Annotated in this window: 14 protein-coding genes; 10 read left to right on the plus strand and 4 right to left on the minus strand. The window is 71.5% G+C overall.

The annotated features are described in order from the left end of the window. The first annotated feature begins 38 nt into the window (after nucleotides 1-38). A complete protein-coding gene (locus OG488_RS29250) occupies nucleotides 39-1,022 on the plus strand; it encodes a GDP-L-fucose synthase family protein (RefSeq protein ID WP_329234001.1) in 984 nt (327 codons plus the stop codon). A 72-nt stretch (nucleotides 1,023-1,094) separates the two neighbouring features. Here the strand turns inward: OG488_RS29250 and OG488_RS29255 are convergent, their stop codons facing one another. Then, nucleotides 1,095-2,648, minus strand: a complete 1,554-nt coding sequence (locus OG488_RS29255; RefSeq protein WP_329234003.1) for a sugar transferase — start codon at nucleotides 2,646-2,648, stop codon at nucleotides 1,095-1,097. Nucleotides 2,649-2,848: 200 nt separating this feature from the next. On the opposite strand from OG488_RS29255, the gene OG488_RS29260 reads away from it, so the two are divergent. Further along, entirely contained in the window at nucleotides 2,849-3,226 is a 378-nt protein-coding gene (locus OG488_RS29260; protein WP_329234005.1) for an ankyrin repeat domain-containing protein, read from the plus strand. A gap of 67 nt (nucleotides 3,227-3,293) precedes the next feature. On the opposite strand, the gene OG488_RS29265 is transcribed toward OG488_RS29260, so the two are convergent. Both OG488_RS29265 and OG488_RS29270 read right to left on the minus strand, forming a co-directional pair. Continuing rightward, nucleotides 3,294-4,760, minus strand: a complete 1,467-nt coding sequence (locus OG488_RS29265; protein ID WP_329239099.1) for a catalase — start codon at nucleotides 4,758-4,760, stop codon at nucleotides 3,294-3,296. Beyond that, on the minus strand, nucleotides 4,753-5,100 hold the full coding sequence (locus OG488_RS29270; RefSeq protein WP_329234007.1) for a transcriptional repressor: 348 nt from the start codon (nucleotides 5,098-5,100) through the stop codon (nucleotides 4,753-4,755). Before OG488_RS29270 ends, OG488_RS29265 begins: the two co-directional genes overlap by 8 nt. Nucleotides 5,101-5,232: 132 nt before the next feature. Between OG488_RS29270 and OG488_RS29275 the strand changes: the two genes are divergently transcribed. From OG488_RS29275 to OG488_RS29295, 5 genes are all read left to right on the plus strand, one after another. Continuing rightward, a complete protein-coding gene (locus OG488_RS29275; protein WP_329234009.1) occupies nucleotides 5,233-6,720 on the plus strand; it encodes an AlkA N-terminal domain-containing protein in 1,488 nt (495 codons plus the stop codon). 79 nt (nucleotides 6,721-6,799) lie between these two features. Next, on the plus strand, nucleotides 6,800-7,309 hold the full coding sequence (locus OG488_RS29280; protein WP_329234011.1) for a methylated-DNA--[protein]-cysteine S-methyltransferase: 510 nt from the start codon (nucleotides 6,800-6,802) through the stop codon (nucleotides 7,307-7,309). Nucleotides 7,310-7,366: 57 nt separating this feature from the next. Beyond that, nucleotides 7,367-7,915, plus strand: a complete 549-nt coding sequence (locus OG488_RS29285; protein WP_329234014.1) for an ABC transporter substrate-binding protein — start codon at nucleotides 7,367-7,369, stop codon at nucleotides 7,913-7,915. An 806-nt stretch (nucleotides 7,916-8,721) separates the two neighbouring features. Beyond that, complete coding sequence (locus OG488_RS29290; protein WP_329234016.1) at nucleotides 8,722-9,504, plus strand: class I SAM-dependent methyltransferase; 783 nt, start codon at nucleotides 8,722-8,724, stop codon at nucleotides 9,502-9,504. Between the two features lie 198 nt (nucleotides 9,505-9,702). Continuing rightward, complete coding sequence (locus OG488_RS29295) at nucleotides 9,703-10,224, plus strand: GNAT family N-acetyltransferase (protein WP_329234018.1); 522 nt, start codon at nucleotides 9,703-9,705, stop codon at nucleotides 10,222-10,224. 44 nt (nucleotides 10,225-10,268) lie between these two features. Here the strand turns inward: OG488_RS29295 and OG488_RS29300 are convergent, their stop codons facing one another. After that, the gene (locus tag OG488_RS29300) at nucleotides 10,269-10,580 is read right to left on the minus strand and encodes a hypothetical protein (RefSeq protein WP_329234020.1); all 312 of its coding nucleotides are present in this window, start codon (nucleotides 10,578-10,580) and stop codon (nucleotides 10,269-10,271) included. Nucleotides 10,581-11,111: 531 nt separating this feature from the next. Between OG488_RS29300 and OG488_RS29305 the strand changes: the two genes are divergently transcribed. Genes OG488_RS29305 through OG488_RS29315 form a run of 3 tightly spaced genes read left to right on the plus strand, consistent with a single transcriptional unit; the run spans nucleotide 11,112 to nucleotide 14,490 of the window. Next, nucleotides 11,112-11,582 carry a hypothetical protein gene (locus tag OG488_RS29305; protein WP_329234022.1) on the plus strand — a complete coding sequence of 157 codons (471 nt, stop codon included), beginning with the start codon at nucleotides 11,112-11,114 and terminating at the stop codon, nucleotides 11,580-11,582. After that, nucleotides 11,582-12,973 (plus strand): hypothetical protein, encoded by a 1,392-nt coding sequence (locus tag OG488_RS29310; RefSeq protein ID WP_329234024.1) that lies wholly within the window; start codon nucleotides 11,582-11,584, stop codon nucleotides 12,971-12,973. The genes OG488_RS29305 and OG488_RS29310 overlap by 1 nt, the downstream gene beginning before the upstream one ends. After that, a complete protein-coding gene (locus OG488_RS29315) occupies nucleotides 12,970-14,490 on the plus strand; it encodes a vWA domain-containing protein (RefSeq protein ID WP_329234025.1) in 1,521 nt (506 codons plus the stop codon). Before OG488_RS29310 ends, OG488_RS29315 begins: the two co-directional genes overlap by 4 nt. The last annotated feature ends 4 nt before the right edge of the window (nucleotides 14,491-14,494 follow it).

Genomic DNA, 14,494 nt, shown 5'->3' on the forward strand with positions numbered 1-14,494 from the left:
AGTCACCCGGGCGCCGTGCTGCTGGCAGAATCCGAGCCATGACGACTGATCTCCCCGGCCCACCCCAGGAATCCGTCCGCCCCCTGCTGCGCCCCGGCGCCCGCATATTCGTCGCGGGCCACCGCGGCCTCGTCGGCTCGGCGCTGGTGCGCCGCCTCACCGCCGACGGCCACGAGGTGATCACCCGCGGCCGCGACGAGCTCGACCTGCGCGAGGCCGCGCCGACCGAGGCGTTCCTGCGTGACGCCCGCCCGGACGCGGTCGTGCTGGCCGCCGCCAAGGTGGGCGGGATCATGGCCAACAGCACCAGCCCGGTGCAGTTCCTGGAGGACAACCTCCGAATCCAGCTCGCCGTGATCGCGGGCGCGCACGCCGCCGGAGTCCAGCGGCTGCTCTTCCTCGGCTCCTCGTGCATCTATCCCAAGCACGCCCCCCAGCCCATCCCCGAGGGCGCCCTGCTCACCGGCCCGCTCGAGCCGACCAACGAGGCCTACGCGCTCGCCAAGATCGCCGGCATCGTGCAGATCCAGTCCTACCGCCGGCAGTACGGCGCCTCGTACATCAGCGCCATGCCGACCAACCTCTACGGCCCCGGGGACAACTTCGACCTGGAGACCTCGCACGTGCTGCCCGCCCTGATCCGCCGCTTCCACGAGGCGAAGCGGGACGGCGCGGACGAGGTCACCCTCTGGGGGTCGGGCAGCCCCCGACGCGAGTTCCTCCACGTCGACGACCTCGCCGCCGCCTGTGCGCGGCTGCTGGAGACCTACGACGGCGACGAACCCGTCAACGTCGGCTGCGGCGAGGACCTCTCGATCCGCGAACTGGCCGAGACCGTTCGAAACGTGACGGAGTTTCAGGGCCGCATTGTCTGGGACACCTCGAAGCCCGACGGCACCCCGCGCAAGCTCCTGGACGTGTCCCGGCTCTCCTCCCTCGGCTTCAAGCCGCAGATTCCCCTGCGGGACGGCATCGCCCGCACCTACGCCTGGTGGCTCGGCCGCCAGGCCCCCCTGGGCTGACCTGTCGGCCGGGCGGCCGCGGTACGCCCTGAACCCGTGCACACGGCCCCCCTCGTGTCCCCCCACCACGTCTCAGTACGCTCCGCGGCCGTCGGTGACGGCGCGCACCGTCCGGGCCAGGAGCCCCATGTCCGTGGCCACCGACCAGTTGTCGACGTACCAGAGGTCCAGCGACACCGTCTCCTGCCAGGACAGGTCGGACCTGCCGCTGACCTGCCAGAGGCCGGTCAGGCCGGGCCGGACCGCCAGCCGGCGCAGCTCCCGTTCGTCGTAGCGCGACACCTCCTCCGGAAGCGGCGGACGTGGGCCGACCAGGGACATGTCACCCCGCAGCACGTTGAGGAGCTGCGGGAGCTCGTCCACGGACGTCCGGCGCAGGGCGTGGCCGATCCGGGTCACCCGCGGATCGCGACGCATCTTGAACATCGGGCCCTCGCTCTCGTTGGCCGTCGAGAGCTGTTCCCTGCGGGCCTCCGCGTCGGCCACCATCGTGCGGAACTTCCACATGGTGAAGGGCCTGTTGTGCCGCCCGTGCCGGGTCTGACGGTGGAACACGGGACCGGGCGACGAGAGCCGTACCGCCAGGGCCACCCCGAAGAACAGCGGGGCGAGCGCCAGCAGCCCGAGCGCGGCACCGGTCCGGTCCACCACGGTCTTGAGCACGGTCTGCGGACCGCGCCGCAGCGGAGGCGTCACGTGCAGCAGCGTCAGCCCGGCGGCGGACGCGGGCCGCACCCGGCCGGCGGCGACCCCCGAGAGGTCCGAGAGCACGCAGACGGCCAGCCCGCCGTCGTGCAGGCCCCACGACAGCCGGCGGAGCCGGTCGTCGTCGAGCTGCGGACCCGGCGCGACGAGCACGAGGTCCGCGTCATGGGCGAAGGCCCCGCCGAGCACCGTGGACACGTCGTCGTCGGCCGGTTCGGGTGCCAGCCGCCCCGGGACGGGCGTCCCGGAGGCCGGTGCCGCCGGACCCACCGGGACCACCGCCACCGCCGTGTACGGGTGGTCCGCACGGGAGTTGAGCAGCCTCACCGCCCGGTCCAGGCCGGCCGCCTCGCCGACCACCAGGACCCGGCGTCCCCCACGCGGTCCCGCCCCCGGACGCCGGCGGCGGACCGCGGCCCCCGCGAGCAGGGCCACAGCCAGTCCGGGCACCAGCGCCGCCACGGCGGTCGCCGGGTCGAGGCCACCGCCCGTCACGGCCAGGAGCAGGGCCAGTGCCCCGATGAGCGCCAGCCAGTCGCCGAAGGGCAGGTGGGCCGCCTCAGGGGCTTCCCCCGGCAGCCGGTGCCCGTACCGGCCGCGCACCGCGCGCACACCGGTCCACACCAGGGCCGCCGATGCCGCGGCGGTCAGCGGACCCGGCTGGTCGCCGGCCCGCAGCACGAGCCAGGCGGGAATCCCCAGGCCCAGCAGATCGGTCAGGACGAGGAAGGGCACACGCGGAACGGGCGAGGTCCTCGCCCGCGGTCTCTCCGCGTGGTCGCGCTCGACAGTCGTCGGGGCTCTCCACACCTGCGTGTGAGCCACCGTGCGGTTGTTGGACCCGGCGGTACGCGGTCGTGGTGTCCCCGCGAGCCCGACGGGCCCGGATATATCCGATTCAGGTGTTTCGACATGCCCCATGAACCCCCCAGCCACAGTTGCATCCCCACAAACGGGGCGCATCCGCCGATCCCATGGACTGACGGATGCGCCCTCGCTCGTGCACGATATCCACACACGTGCCATTTCGCTGGAGTTCTCGTGAAGTTCAGACACGGCGGACGATGTGATCCGTGTCGCTCCCTCCGGCGGACTTCCGGGGGCGCGCCTAAACTAGTGCTATGGAACCGCTTTCCGAGGAACAGACCGACCAGCTCGTCGTGATCGTGACGGATCTGGCCAGGCAGGGGCGTACGGAAGAGCTCCTGGAGTTCTTCGACCACGGTCTGCCGGTCGACGTCCAGGACGCCGGGGGCAACACGGCGCTGATGCTCGCCGCGTACCACGGGCACACGGCGACCGTGCGCGCGCTCATCGGGCGCGGCGCCGACGTCGATCTGCGCAACGGCCGGGACCAGTCCCCGGTGGCGGGCGCCCTGTTCAAGGGTGAGGACGCGATCGTGGGCGCGCTGGTCGAGGCGGGCGCCGACCTCGACGCGGGGACCCCCAGCGCGCGGGCCACGGCCGAGATGTTCGGGAGGACGGCCCTGCTGGCGTAGCGCCCACGGCACGAGGGGCCCCGGGCGACCTGCGTCGCCCGGGGCCCCTCGCGTACGGCGGCCTGCTCTACTTGGAGGCCTTCAGGGCCTCGATGGCCTTGCGCACACCCTCGCCGTAGGCCGGGTCGGCCTGCGTGCAGTGGCCGATGTGACGCTCGACGGTGGCGGGCGAGGCGCCGTCGATGGCCCGGGCGGTGTTCCCGAACAGGGCGTCCTGCTCGTCCGGGGTCATCGCCCGGAACAGGTTGCCCGGCTGCTCGAAGTAGTTGTCGTCGTCCTCGCGGTAGTCGAACCGGTCGGCGGCGGCACCGTCGAGCGCCAGACCGGGCTCGGCGAACTGCGGCTGCTCCGCCCAACGGCCGTAGCTGTTGGGGGTGTAGCCGGGGACCGCGCCCTGGTTGCCGTCCACGCGCAGCTGGCCGTCGCGGTGGTAGGTGTTGACGTTCTTCGCACCGCGGGGCTGGTTCACCGGGATCTGGTGGTGGTTGACACCGACGCGGTAGCGGGCGGCGTCACCGTACGAGAACAGCCGGCCCTGCAGCATGCGGTCGGGCGAGGCGCCCACGCCGGGGACGAGGTTCGCCGGGGTGAAGGCGGCCTGCTCCACGTCGGCGAAGTAGTTCTCCGGGTTGCGGTTGAGCTCGAACTCGCCGACCTCGATGAGCGGGTAGTCCTTCTTCGACCAGACCTTGGTCAGGTCGAAGGGGTGGTAGCGGTACGTCGCCGCGTCCGCCTCCGGCATGACCTGGATGAAGAAGGTCCACTTCGGGTGGTCGCCGCGCTCGATGGCGTCGAAGAGGTCCGCCTGCGAGGACTCGCGGTCGTCGGCGACGACCGCCGCGGCCTCGGCGTCGGTGAGGTTCTTGATGCCCTGCTGCGTACGGAAGTGGAACTTCACCCAGAAGCGCTCGTTGCTCTCGTTGATGAACGAGTAGGTGTGCGACCCGAACCCGTGCATGTGGCGGTAGCCGTCCGGGATGCCGCGGTCCGACATCACGATGGTGATCTGGTGCAGGGCCTCGGGGAGGCTCGTCCAGAAGTCCCAGTTGTTCTCGGCCGAGCGCAGGTTGGTGCGCGGGTCGCGCTTCACCGCGCGGTTCAGGTCGGGGAAGTGGTGGGGGTCGCGGTGGAAGAAGACCGGCGTGTTGTTGCCGACCACGTCCCAGTTGCCCTCCTCCGTGTAGAAGCGGAGGGCGAAGCCGCGGATGTCGCGCTCCGCGTCCGCCGCCCCGCGCTCACCGGCGACGGTCGAGAACCGGGCGAAGAGCTCGGTCTCCTTGCCGACCTCGGAGAAGAGCGCGGCCCGGGAGTAGCGGGTGATGTCCTGCGTCACCTTGAAGGTGCCGAAGGCGCCCGATCCCTTGGCGTGCATACGACGCTCCGGGATGACCTCGCGGCTGAAGTGCGCCAGCTTCTCCAGGAACCAGACGTCCTGGAGCAGCATCGGGCCGCGCGGACCGGCGGTGACGGCGTTCTCGTTGTTCGCGACCGGTGCGCCGGCGGCAGTGGTCAGCGGCTTCGTGTTGTCAGAAATTTTTCTGCTCCTCGGTGTGAAGACTTCCGTGCACCGGCTCCGGCCCCTGAGGGGTGCGCCCGGTGGCCGGGGGCTGCCCTTCGTCCGGGGACCGCACGTCGTGCCGTGCCGGTGAATTCGACAGGTCGATCCGCCGCGCCGGTCCGGCGTCGACGAGCGTCGTGAGCACGTCGTGGACGGCTCGGGCCGGGACCGCGCCGATGCGTGTGTGCACCCGGATGAGGCGGGTACGGACATCGGCGTGCGGGGCCACATGGACGGCCGGGAGCACGGTGACCCGGCGTCGGGTCACCCGCACCGACGCTCCGGGGAGGAGCGTCCTGGTCTCGGCTTCGATCATCCATGCAGTCAATCACTTTTCTGGAATGATTCCAATCATAGACACGTAAGAGAACTGAAGTGTGTCGCGCCACCGACCGCCATGTCCGATTCCCGCCAGCGCGGGGTGGCCGCGATGCCGCACCCTTGAGGCATGACCAGTGACGACAGCAGGTACGAGGCGGTGAGCAGCCGCGACGCCCGGTTCGACGGCGAGTTCTTCTTCGCCGTCTCCACGACCGGGATCTACTGCCGCCCCAGCTGTCCGGCCACCACGCCCAAGCGGCGGAACGTGACGTTCTTCCCCACCGCGGCCGCCGCCCAGGGAGGCGGATTCCGCGCCTGCCGACGGTGCCGCCCCGACGCCGTGCCCGGCTCCGCCGACTGGAACGTCCGCGCCGACCTGGTCGGCCGCGCGATGCGGCTGATCGGCGACGGAGTCGTCGACCGGGAAGGCGTCGCCGGGCTCGCCGCCCGCCTCGGATACAGCGCCCGCCAGGTGCAGCGCCAGCTGAACGCGGAGGTCGGCGCCGGACCCATCGCCCTCGCCCGCGCCCAGCGCGCCCACACCGCACGGGTCCTGCTGCAGACCACCGCCCTGCAGGCCGCCGAGATCGCCTTCGCCTCGGGCTTCGCCAGCGTGCGGCAGTTCAACGACACGGTCCGGGAGGTCTACGCCCTCACCCCCGGCGAGCTGCGCGCCGCCCCGCCCGGACGGTCCTCCCGCTTCGGCTCCACCGGCACCGCGGACGGAGCCGGTGGAGTGCCGCTGAGGCTCGCCCACCGGGGGCCGTACGCTGCGGACCGGATCTTCGACCACCTCGCGGCCCGCGCCCTCACCGGCATCGAGGAGATGACCGGCGAGCACGGCGACCGCACCTACCGGCGCACCCTGCGCCTGCCGCACGGCACCGGCATCGCCGAGGTCCGCGAGCGGACCGGCGACGGATGGCTGGAGTGCCGGCTGCACCTGGGCGATCTGCGCGACCTGACGACCGCCACCCAGCGGATGCGCCGCCTCTTCGACCTGGACGCCGACCCCCACGCCGTCGCCGAGCGCCTCGGCGCCGTACCCGCGCTGGCCCCGCTCGTCGCCCGTACGCCAGGACTGCGCGCCCCCGGAGCCGCCGACGTCCACGAGCTGGCCGTCCGGGCCGTCCTCGGCCAGCAGGTCTCCGTGGCCGCCGGGCGCCGGCTGGGCAGCGCGCTGGTGCACACCCACGGCGCGCCCCTCCAGGTGTCCAGCGGAACCCTCACCCGCACCTTCCCCGACCCCGCCGACCTGGCCGGGGCCGGCCTGGAGGAGCTGGGCGTCCCCGCCTCGCGGCGCGACACCCTGCGCTCCGTCGCGGCCGCCCTGGCCGACGGGCGGATCGGGCTCGACCCGGGTGCCGACCGGGACCAGGCCGAGAAGGAGCTCCTGAGCCTGCGGGGTGTCGGCCTCTGGACGGCCGGCTACATCCGTATGCGGGCCCTCGGCGACCCCGACGTGCTGCTGACCGGCGACGTGGCCGCCCTGGCCGGAATGCGGCACACAGGCGTGGACCCGGTGGACGCCGGGAACTGGCGCCCCTGGCGCACGTACGCCATGCACCACTTCTGGGGCGCGGCGGCGGACCGGCGCCGCGCGGCCGCAGCGTGACGTCCGAATCCCGCCGGTGCGAGCGGGACGGACGCCGCACAGTTGACGTACACGCAGGAAGACCGGAAGGACCGCGACCATGACGCTCTACACCACGATCGACAGCCCGCTCGGTGAGCTGCTGCTGGTGGGGGAGGAGTCGGCCACCGCCACGGGCGGCACGGCCCTCGCCTCCCTCTCGGTGCCGGGCCAGAAGGGCGGGGCGACCGTCCAGGACGGCTGGACGCGGGACCCGGAGGCGTTCACCGCGATCGCCGGCGCACTGCGGGCGTACTTCGAGGGGAGCCGGGACGCCTTCGGCATCGAGTACGCCGCCGGCCGGGGCACCGACTTCCAGCGGCGTGTGTGGAAGGCCCTGGAGGACATCCCGTACGGCACCACCCTGAGCTACGGGGAGATCGCCGCGCGGATCGGCGCGTCGCGCGTGGCGGTGCGCGCGGTCGGCACCGCGATCGGAGCCAACCCGCTGCTGGTCGTGCGGCCCTGCCACCGCGTGATCGGCGCGAGCGGCGCCCTGACCGGCTACGCGGGTGGCATCGACCGCAAGCGGCAGCTCCTGGACCTGGAGAACCACCACAGGACGGTCTGACGGCCGCCCCCCCCTGGAGGCGTGCGAACGCCCCGGGGCCTGCGAGGAAGACACACGATGCCCGACATGAAGTCCCCGCTGATCAGCGCCCGGGACATCGCCGCTCACGGCACACAGCCGAACCTCGCCCCGCACACGGAGGAAGAACTCGGCTCTCTGATCGCCCTGTTGATGCGGCAGCGAGGCCCCCGGACAGCCACCGTCGCCGTCGGCCACAGCCGGGACGCCGCGTCCCGGGCGGCGGCCGGCGCGTTCGCCGCCGCGTGGCGGGCGCGCGGCGGCACGGTCCTCACCACGGTCGACTGGCCGGAGACGGCCGCCTCCTGGCTGCGCCCCGCGACCCGGCTGACGACGCGGCTCCCCGACGCCTGGATCATGGCGGCGGCCCTGCCGGGCTTCGCCCAGCTCGCCCGCAGGCTGCGGCACTCCACCGAGTGGGACCCGGCCCGCACCTACGCCTTCGCCTCTCTCCAGGACCCCCGGCTGCCGGCGCTCGCCGGGCCCGACACCGCGCACGGACTGCGCGGCGCGACCGCCGAGGGTGGCACCTGGCAGATACGCCGCAACGGGATCACCGCGTACGCGCCGGGGCAGGAGGCACCATGAGCGCCCTGATCCCACGCCCCGTCCTGGAGGTAGCCCCGACGTCTGGCACGTATCCGGCCGGTTCACCCTCGTCGCGCAGCGCGAACTGGACAGGCGATCCGGAACAGAGCAAGGGCAAGAGCGCTGACGGCGAAGACAGTGAGAACGACGATCGTGGGGTTCACCCATGCGGGCACGAGACTGATGTGCTCGTTGCATGCATTGGTCAACGGGAAGAAGGACGTGCCGTTCGCTCCCGTGCGGGTACGCCATGCCTGGTCGTAGGTGGTGTGATGGGTGAGCTCGCAGGATTCCCGGTCGTCCAGCCCGCCTGCGAAGACGCCGACCCCCCCACACCACGACCGTGAAGCCGCCGGCGGTCCCGGCGACACCGACGAGCGTCATAGGCTGCGCATGCCATGGAGCTGTCACGCCGCGACGCAGCATCAGCAGCCCTGCCAGGACGGCAAGGGCGAGGACTGCGAAGATGAGGTTGAACATGAGCCTCGTGCTTTCATGAAGCGGGCTGCGCGACGGGTGGTCAGGTAAGCGAAAATTGCCTCTGACCACCGGCAAGGATGAGGATTGTCGAGGTCCTTGTTCTTGCCGCCGTTCCTGCCGCCGTGGGAGGCGCTCCCCAGGTGCAGAATCGTATCGGGCCCTGTCCACGGATGAGCGATGACGTCCGTCCTGACAGGTGGGGCACGGCGGCAGAATCTGCCCATGCAGGCAGGGCCACGATTCGGGCAGTGTGGTGAGTGGCTCTGCGAACTGCGACGTAAAAATGCTGTCGACGTTCGCCACGTCTCTCCTGGACCATGCGAGGTATGAGACAGGAAGAGATCTGGGATGCCGATGCGGCCGATAGCTATGACACGCCCGGCACCGGCATGTTCGCCCCTGACGTCCTGGGGCCGACCGTGGAGACACTCGCCGAACTCGCAGGCGGTGGACCAGCGCTGGAGTTCGCCGTTGGCACGGGCCGGGTGGCCGTCCCGCTCGCCGCCAAGGGTGTTGCGGTCACTGGTATCGAGCTGAGTCGGCCCATGGTCGAGCAGTTGCGCACGAAGGCCGACGAAGAGACGATCCCCGTGGTGCTGGGCGACATGGCTGGCGCAACCGCTCCCGGCGCGGGTTCCTTCCAGCTCGTCTACCTGGTCTTCAACGCGATCTCCGTGCTGCAGACCCAGCCGGAGCAGGTCGAGTGCTTTCGCAACGCGGCCCGCCACCTCGCACCCGGTGGCCGGTTCGTGATCGAACTGTGGGTGCCCGAGGTGCACAAGCTCCCGCCGGACAAGAAAGCCGTGGTCTACCAGTCCGGGCCCGGCCACATCAGCTTGGACACCTACGACACGCTCGCCCAGCACGTTGTCTCCCACCACTTCGACTTCGACGAGGGCAAACGGACTGCCAAGTTGTTCCAGAGCCCGCACCGCTACATCTGGCCATCGGAACTCGATCTCATGGCGCAACTCGCCGGGTTCGAACTCGAATCGAGGCACGCAGACTGGCAGCGTGGTCGGTTCACAGCCGACTCGGGATCCCACGTCTCGGTCTACCGACTCCCGGTCGGCGAGTACCGAGCTCTGGCCGGCGCGGCGGCGAGCTGACGCCGCAAGCGCCGCCGGGTCCTCAGGCTCAGTAACACCGCGGTCGATCACGTCATCGCGGCCCGAATCGCCCTGGCCCAGGTGCCGAACCACCGGCGCGGACGCCGGACGCTGATCCGTACCGACGCCCGGCGGGGCGCTGCCCGGTCGGATAATCCACGTGCGGCCCCGTCGCCCCACGTGATACTCCTCCCTGCCATGGACGATCTTGTGACAGCGCGGCTCGTACTTCATCCGATGACCGTCACCGAGGCTGAGCGAGTGGTGGCGGGTGAGTCGGACAGCGGCGCCCGATGGGCGCCCGGATACCCCACCGATGGGGAAGTCGCCGCCGCCAGACGCTATCTGCATACCTGCGCGAGCACCGGTGATCCCCACCCGTTCGGCAACTACGAGATCCGTCGCCGCGAGGATGGTGTGACGATCGGCGGCCTGGGCTTCCACGGGCCTGCGGACACGGCCGGCAGCGTCACGATCGGCTACGGCCTCATCCCGGCAGCACGAGGCAAAGGATACGCCTCCGAAGCCCTCCGTGAACTGCTGCTGTTCGCGCGGGCATGCGGCGCCACCAGCGTGAAGGGCGACGCCGACCACGACAACATCGCGTCCCAACACGTCATGACGGCAGTCGGCATGCGGCCGGCCGGACAGGACGAACGCGTCAGGTACTTCGAGACCGCCTGGACTGATATGACGGCGCGTACCGACCCACTCTCCTGACCAAGCTTGCCCCCGCGGAATCGGACCCGCGGGGGCCTGGAGCGCTACTTCCTGCGGAGGAAGTCGAACGCCTTCAGCGCGTCGCCCACCGCGTCGACGACATTGGCACGGTCGCCGCTCCTGGTGTTCCGGACACTGATGTGAAGCGCCCAGATGAATGTGGCACAGCGGGCGAGGAAGCCAAGGAGCGCGACAAGCAGCGCCGCGGCAAACGCATACGGGGACATGGCAAGGATGTCAGCAAGAGGAATGGACAAAACAGTGGACCCTTCACCTTCGCGGCGGAGGCCCTGGAAAAGGGCGCACTCCGTTGCGGTCGAGATGACTGCAAGCTTGCCTTCTGTGAAGGCGTCCACGTGGGTCCATACCGTGGTGGCAATCGGATCAAAATCCGGTGCGATTGCATAATGACACACGACTGACGGAACGTCAAGGCCTGCGGCCAAAAGTCAAATTGGTGAAAGGGGGTCCCGTGATCGGTGGAGCTTGCGGCTCCGAGCCGCAAACTCATCAAGAGGTGGTCGGTGCTGCCACCATTGCCGCAGAGCAGCGCCGGGCCGCTGCGGAAGCGTAGAGCCGGCCGAGCAGGCGCCTGCCGGGCCGTACGGGTGACTCGGACGCGAGCTGAGGCGGCTCAGACCTGACCGTCCAACCCACCGGCGGGGCTGCTGACCGGAGCGAGGCAACCTTTTCGCACGGCGCAGGCTCAAGAGGAGCTGAATCCGTTGTTCGTCCCTGGCGGCCCCGCCCCGGCCCGCCGTGACGACCTCGTTGTCAGTGGGCGCCAGTAGGTTCAGTCGTGTTCCGCCGGTCAGGCGGGAACAACCCCTGAGCTGTGCATTGGAGATGGCGCGTTGTCGGATTGGGAGAGGTCGAGCACGGCCCGGGTGATACCACCCGCGAGGCCGCGCAAGCTCGCCAAGGTTCCGTTCGTCGAGCTGGCCGACGGACGCCTGCAGGGTGTGGTGTCCAGCGGCTCGGACATCGGGCGGGTCTACGTCTCGTCCGTCGCGGCCGGGACGTACGCATTCGCCTGCAGCACCAACAACAACCGGCCCTGCGGCGGTGCGCGCGGCTCGTTCTGCAACCACATCGGGGCCCTCGTCAACGAGGCGGTCCTCCAGTACGGCGCCCAGCGCGTCGTCCGGTACCTGAAGGTCGAGGTCCCGGAGGGGGACGTGGACGGATCGGTGCTCGCCTCCGCGATGCGGATCACCCGTCCGCAGGCGGACGAGACCAAGGCCGCCGCCTCCGTCTTCAGCCGGTTCCTGCGCCACCTGGCCTATCTCGAACACGCCCCGGCCACGGTGCCGTTGCCCGAGATGCAGTTCTTCCCGCCGACCAGGGCGGTGGCGTGATGCGCGCCGATCTTCTCACCGAGCCCGTCGACGGGCTGGACGAAGCCCTGGAGGCCGTGGACGCCTTCGACCGGGCTCTCGTCGCCGGTCTGCTCCGCCCCCAGCCGGCCGAGGCCGCCGGCCCGACGCGGCTCGCCGACGCCGTGACGGGCACGCCGCTGGCCGGAAGGGTCGCCGAGGCGGCGGCGAAGGCCGCCGCCGGTGCGGCGGGCGAGGACCACTTCGTGGCCCTGGCCGCCGCGCGGACCGCACTGCTCGGCTCCGTCCACGACGCGCTGCTGGACCGCGTCGAGGAGGCCGCGAGCCGGACGCGCGGCGAGCGGGCCGACCCGGAGGCCGGCGACCGGCCGGCGGCCAACCTGCTGACGGCCGCCCGTGCCTGGCTCTCCGACCTGGCACGCTGCGGATGGCAGGGGATCGACCACGAGGTGGTGTCCGGGGCGGCGGAGGTCGTCTCCGCGATGCTGCCCGACCCCGCCCTGCGCCGGCTCGCCTCCCTCCTCGACGGCTTCGCCGCCGAACTCGCCGCGTCCTGCCCCGGCTCGTCCATGGAACGCCTCCCGGTGCGCCGCTGGGCCGACCTCTGGTCCCGGGGGATGCTGCTGACGGTGCCCGGCGCCGCCGCGACGCCCGTCACCGGGACCGCCGACGGACGCCTGCTTCCCCTCGGCATCGACGTACAGGAGCACGCGACCGCCGCGCAGGCGCAGGTGCACGCGGTGTTCGAGCCCGCGGACGGATCCGCGCCGCGCCTCGTCCGCGCCAGCGTGTCGGTGCCGAAACCCGACACCGTCGTGGGGGCCGGGATCTGGCAGTTGATGCGCCCGCACATGTCGCTCCTCGCGGCCGCCGGCGAGGGCCGCTCGATGGACCTGACCGGTATGCCCGTCACCGCCGAGGGCGACCTGGTCTGGAGCGACGAGCACGCCCGCCCCGGACAGCCGGCCGAGGCGTTCGCCACGGCCCGCGTGGCCCTGCCCACCGCGACCGCCCCGGTGACGGCGCCGCTGGACCGGCACCCGGCGCGCATCGCCGTACCCGTCTTCCTCGAGGGCTACACCGCCCGCACGGACGACGAGGGCGTGCTGACCTTCACCGTCGCCGGGGTCGACCTGCGCGTCGACACCGACCGGATCCCGGCCGCCGGACCGCTCACCCCCGAGACCGTGGCCAGGTCCGGCGCCTGCGTCGCCCTGATCCGCTGGGACGCCGGGGAGTTCGCCGTACAGCCGCTCGCCGTCGAGACCACGGTGCGGAAGAAGGTCACCTCGGTGCACGCGGGCGCGTGGGCCGGGGGAACGACCGACAAGGCCGGGGTGAGGGCCGAGAAGGCCGCCACCGACGCCGCGAAGGTGCTGAGCGAGCGTGCGGGAAGGCTGCTGCGGAAATGACCGGACAGCCGGACCCCGAGGTGACCGGGGAGAACCCCGTGACCGGGGACAGCGCGCACGACAACCGCCGCCAGGTCGTGTACTGGCGCCTGCTCGCCCAGCTCTTCGACCCCGAGGAGCACGCGGCCCTGGAATCGGCGAGCCTCGCCGTGGTCAAGGACATCGGCCTGCCGGCCGCCCTGCTGGACCCTCGCGCCTCCGTCGACTCGGTGGTGCAGCGCCACCCCGGGCTGGCCACCGAGTTCGAGGGCCTGATGGTGCCGGCGGCGGAGACGGGCGCCGACTCCGACGGCGACGGCGACACGAGCGTGGACACGGACGGCGACACGACTGCCGACACGGACGGCGACCCGCAGGCGGACGACGGCGGCCGCGACCGGGCCGCCGAGGTGCGGCGTGCCGCGCTCGTGTCGAAGGTGCTGCTCAACGTCTTCCACTCCCCGCCCGGCGCCGTCTCCGCGGGCCAGCTGTCCCGGTGGCAGTCCGACGCGGGCTGGCTGGAGCGCGCCCTCGGCTGCAAGCCGGGCGACCTGCGCGGCGGCCGCGGCGGACGATCCGGAGGCATGGCCGCCGGCCCGACCGGTACGGGCGGCGGCGGCAGGACCCCCGACCTGAGCCGGCTGATCCCCGAGATCGGCCCGGAGCTCGGCTCCATCGAGGCCGGCCTCGTCAAGCGCATGCGGTTGCGGGAGGTCCTCGCCGACCCCCACCTCGCGGGGCAGCTGACGCCGAGCATGTCCCTGATCGAACAGCTGCTGCGCGACAAGGACAACCTCTCCGGTGTCGCCCTGGCTAACGCCAAGGCCCTGATCCGGCGCTTCGTCGACGAGGTCGCCGAGGTGCTGCGCACCCAGGTGGAGAAGTCGACCGTCGGCGCCCTGGACCGTTCGGTCCCGCCCAAGCGGGTGTTCCGCAACCTGGACCTGGACCGCACGATCTGGAAGAACCTCACCAACTGGAGCCCCGAGGAGGAACGGCTCTACGTCGACCGCCTCTTCTACCGCCACACGGCGCGCAGGACCACGCCCCAGAGGCTGATCGTGGTGGTCGACCAGTCGGGCTCGATGGTGGACTCGATGGTCAACTGCACCATCCTGGCCTCGATCTTCGCGGGACTGCCCAAGGTGGACGTCCACCTCATCGCGTACGACACCCAGGCGCTCGACCTCACCCCGTGGGTGCACGACCCGTTCGAGACCCTGCTGCGGACCAATCTCGGCGGCGGCACCGACGGTACGGTCGCCATGGCACTGGCCCAGCCCAAGATCGCCGAACCCCGCAACACCGTCGTGGTCTGGATCTCCGACTTCTACGAATGGCAGACCGAGCCGCTGTTCGAGAGCATGGCCGCCATCCACCGCTCCGGAGCCAAGTTCATCCCCGTCGGCTCGGTGACCAGCTCCGGCCGCGCCAGCGTGAACCCGTGGTTCCGCGAGCGCTTCAAGGACCAGGGGACGCCGGTGCTCTCCGGCCACATACGCAAGCTCGTCCACGAGCTCAAGACCTTCCTCACCTGAGACT

Source organism: Streptomyces sp. NBC_01460, from assembly GCF_036227405.1.
In the GTDB taxonomy this organism is placed as follows: domain Bacteria; phylum Actinomycetota; class Actinomycetes; order Streptomycetales; family Streptomycetaceae; genus Streptomyces.

What these genes read in the sequence shown, in the direction of transcription:
- OG488_RS29275 (WP_329234009.1), top strand. Translation starts at nt 5,233, where the DNA reads ATGACCAGTGACGACAGCAGGTACGAGGCGGTGAGCAGCCGCGACGCC.
- OG488_RS29255 (WP_329234003.1), bottom strand. Translation starts at nt 2,648, where the DNA reads ATGGGGCATGTCGAAACACCTGAATCGGATATATCCGGGCCCGTCGGG.
- OG488_RS29315 (WP_329234025.1), top strand. Translation starts at nt 12,970, where the DNA reads ATGACCGGACAGCCGGACCCCGAGGTGACCGGGGAGAACCCCGTGACC.
- OG488_RS29270 (WP_329234007.1), bottom strand. Translation starts at nt 5,100, where the DNA reads ATGATCGAAGCCGAGACCAGGACGCTCCTCCCCGGAGCGTCGGTGCGG.
- OG488_RS29310 (WP_329234024.1), top strand. Translation starts at nt 11,582, where the DNA reads ATGCGCGCCGATCTTCTCACCGAGCCCGTCGACGGGCTGGACGAAGCC.
- OG488_RS29290 (WP_329234016.1), top strand. Translation starts at nt 8,722, where the DNA reads ATGAGACAGGAAGAGATCTGGGATGCCGATGCGGCCGATAGCTATGAC.
- OG488_RS29260 (WP_329234005.1), top strand. Translation starts at nt 2,849, where the DNA reads ATGGAACCGCTTTCCGAGGAACAGACCGACCAGCTCGTCGTGATCGTG.
- OG488_RS29295 (WP_329234018.1), top strand. Translation starts at nt 9,703, where the DNA reads ATGGACGATCTTGTGACAGCGCGGCTCGTACTTCATCCGATGACCGTC.
- OG488_RS29285 (WP_329234014.1), top strand. Translation starts at nt 7,367, where the DNA reads ATGCCCGACATGAAGTCCCCGCTGATCAGCGCCCGGGACATCGCCGCT.
- OG488_RS29280 (WP_329234011.1), top strand. Translation starts at nt 6,800, where the DNA reads ATGACGCTCTACACCACGATCGACAGCCCGCTCGGTGAGCTGCTGCTG.
- OG488_RS29250 (WP_329234001.1), top strand. Translation starts at nt 39, where the DNA reads ATGACGACTGATCTCCCCGGCCCACCCCAGGAATCCGTCCGCCCCCTG.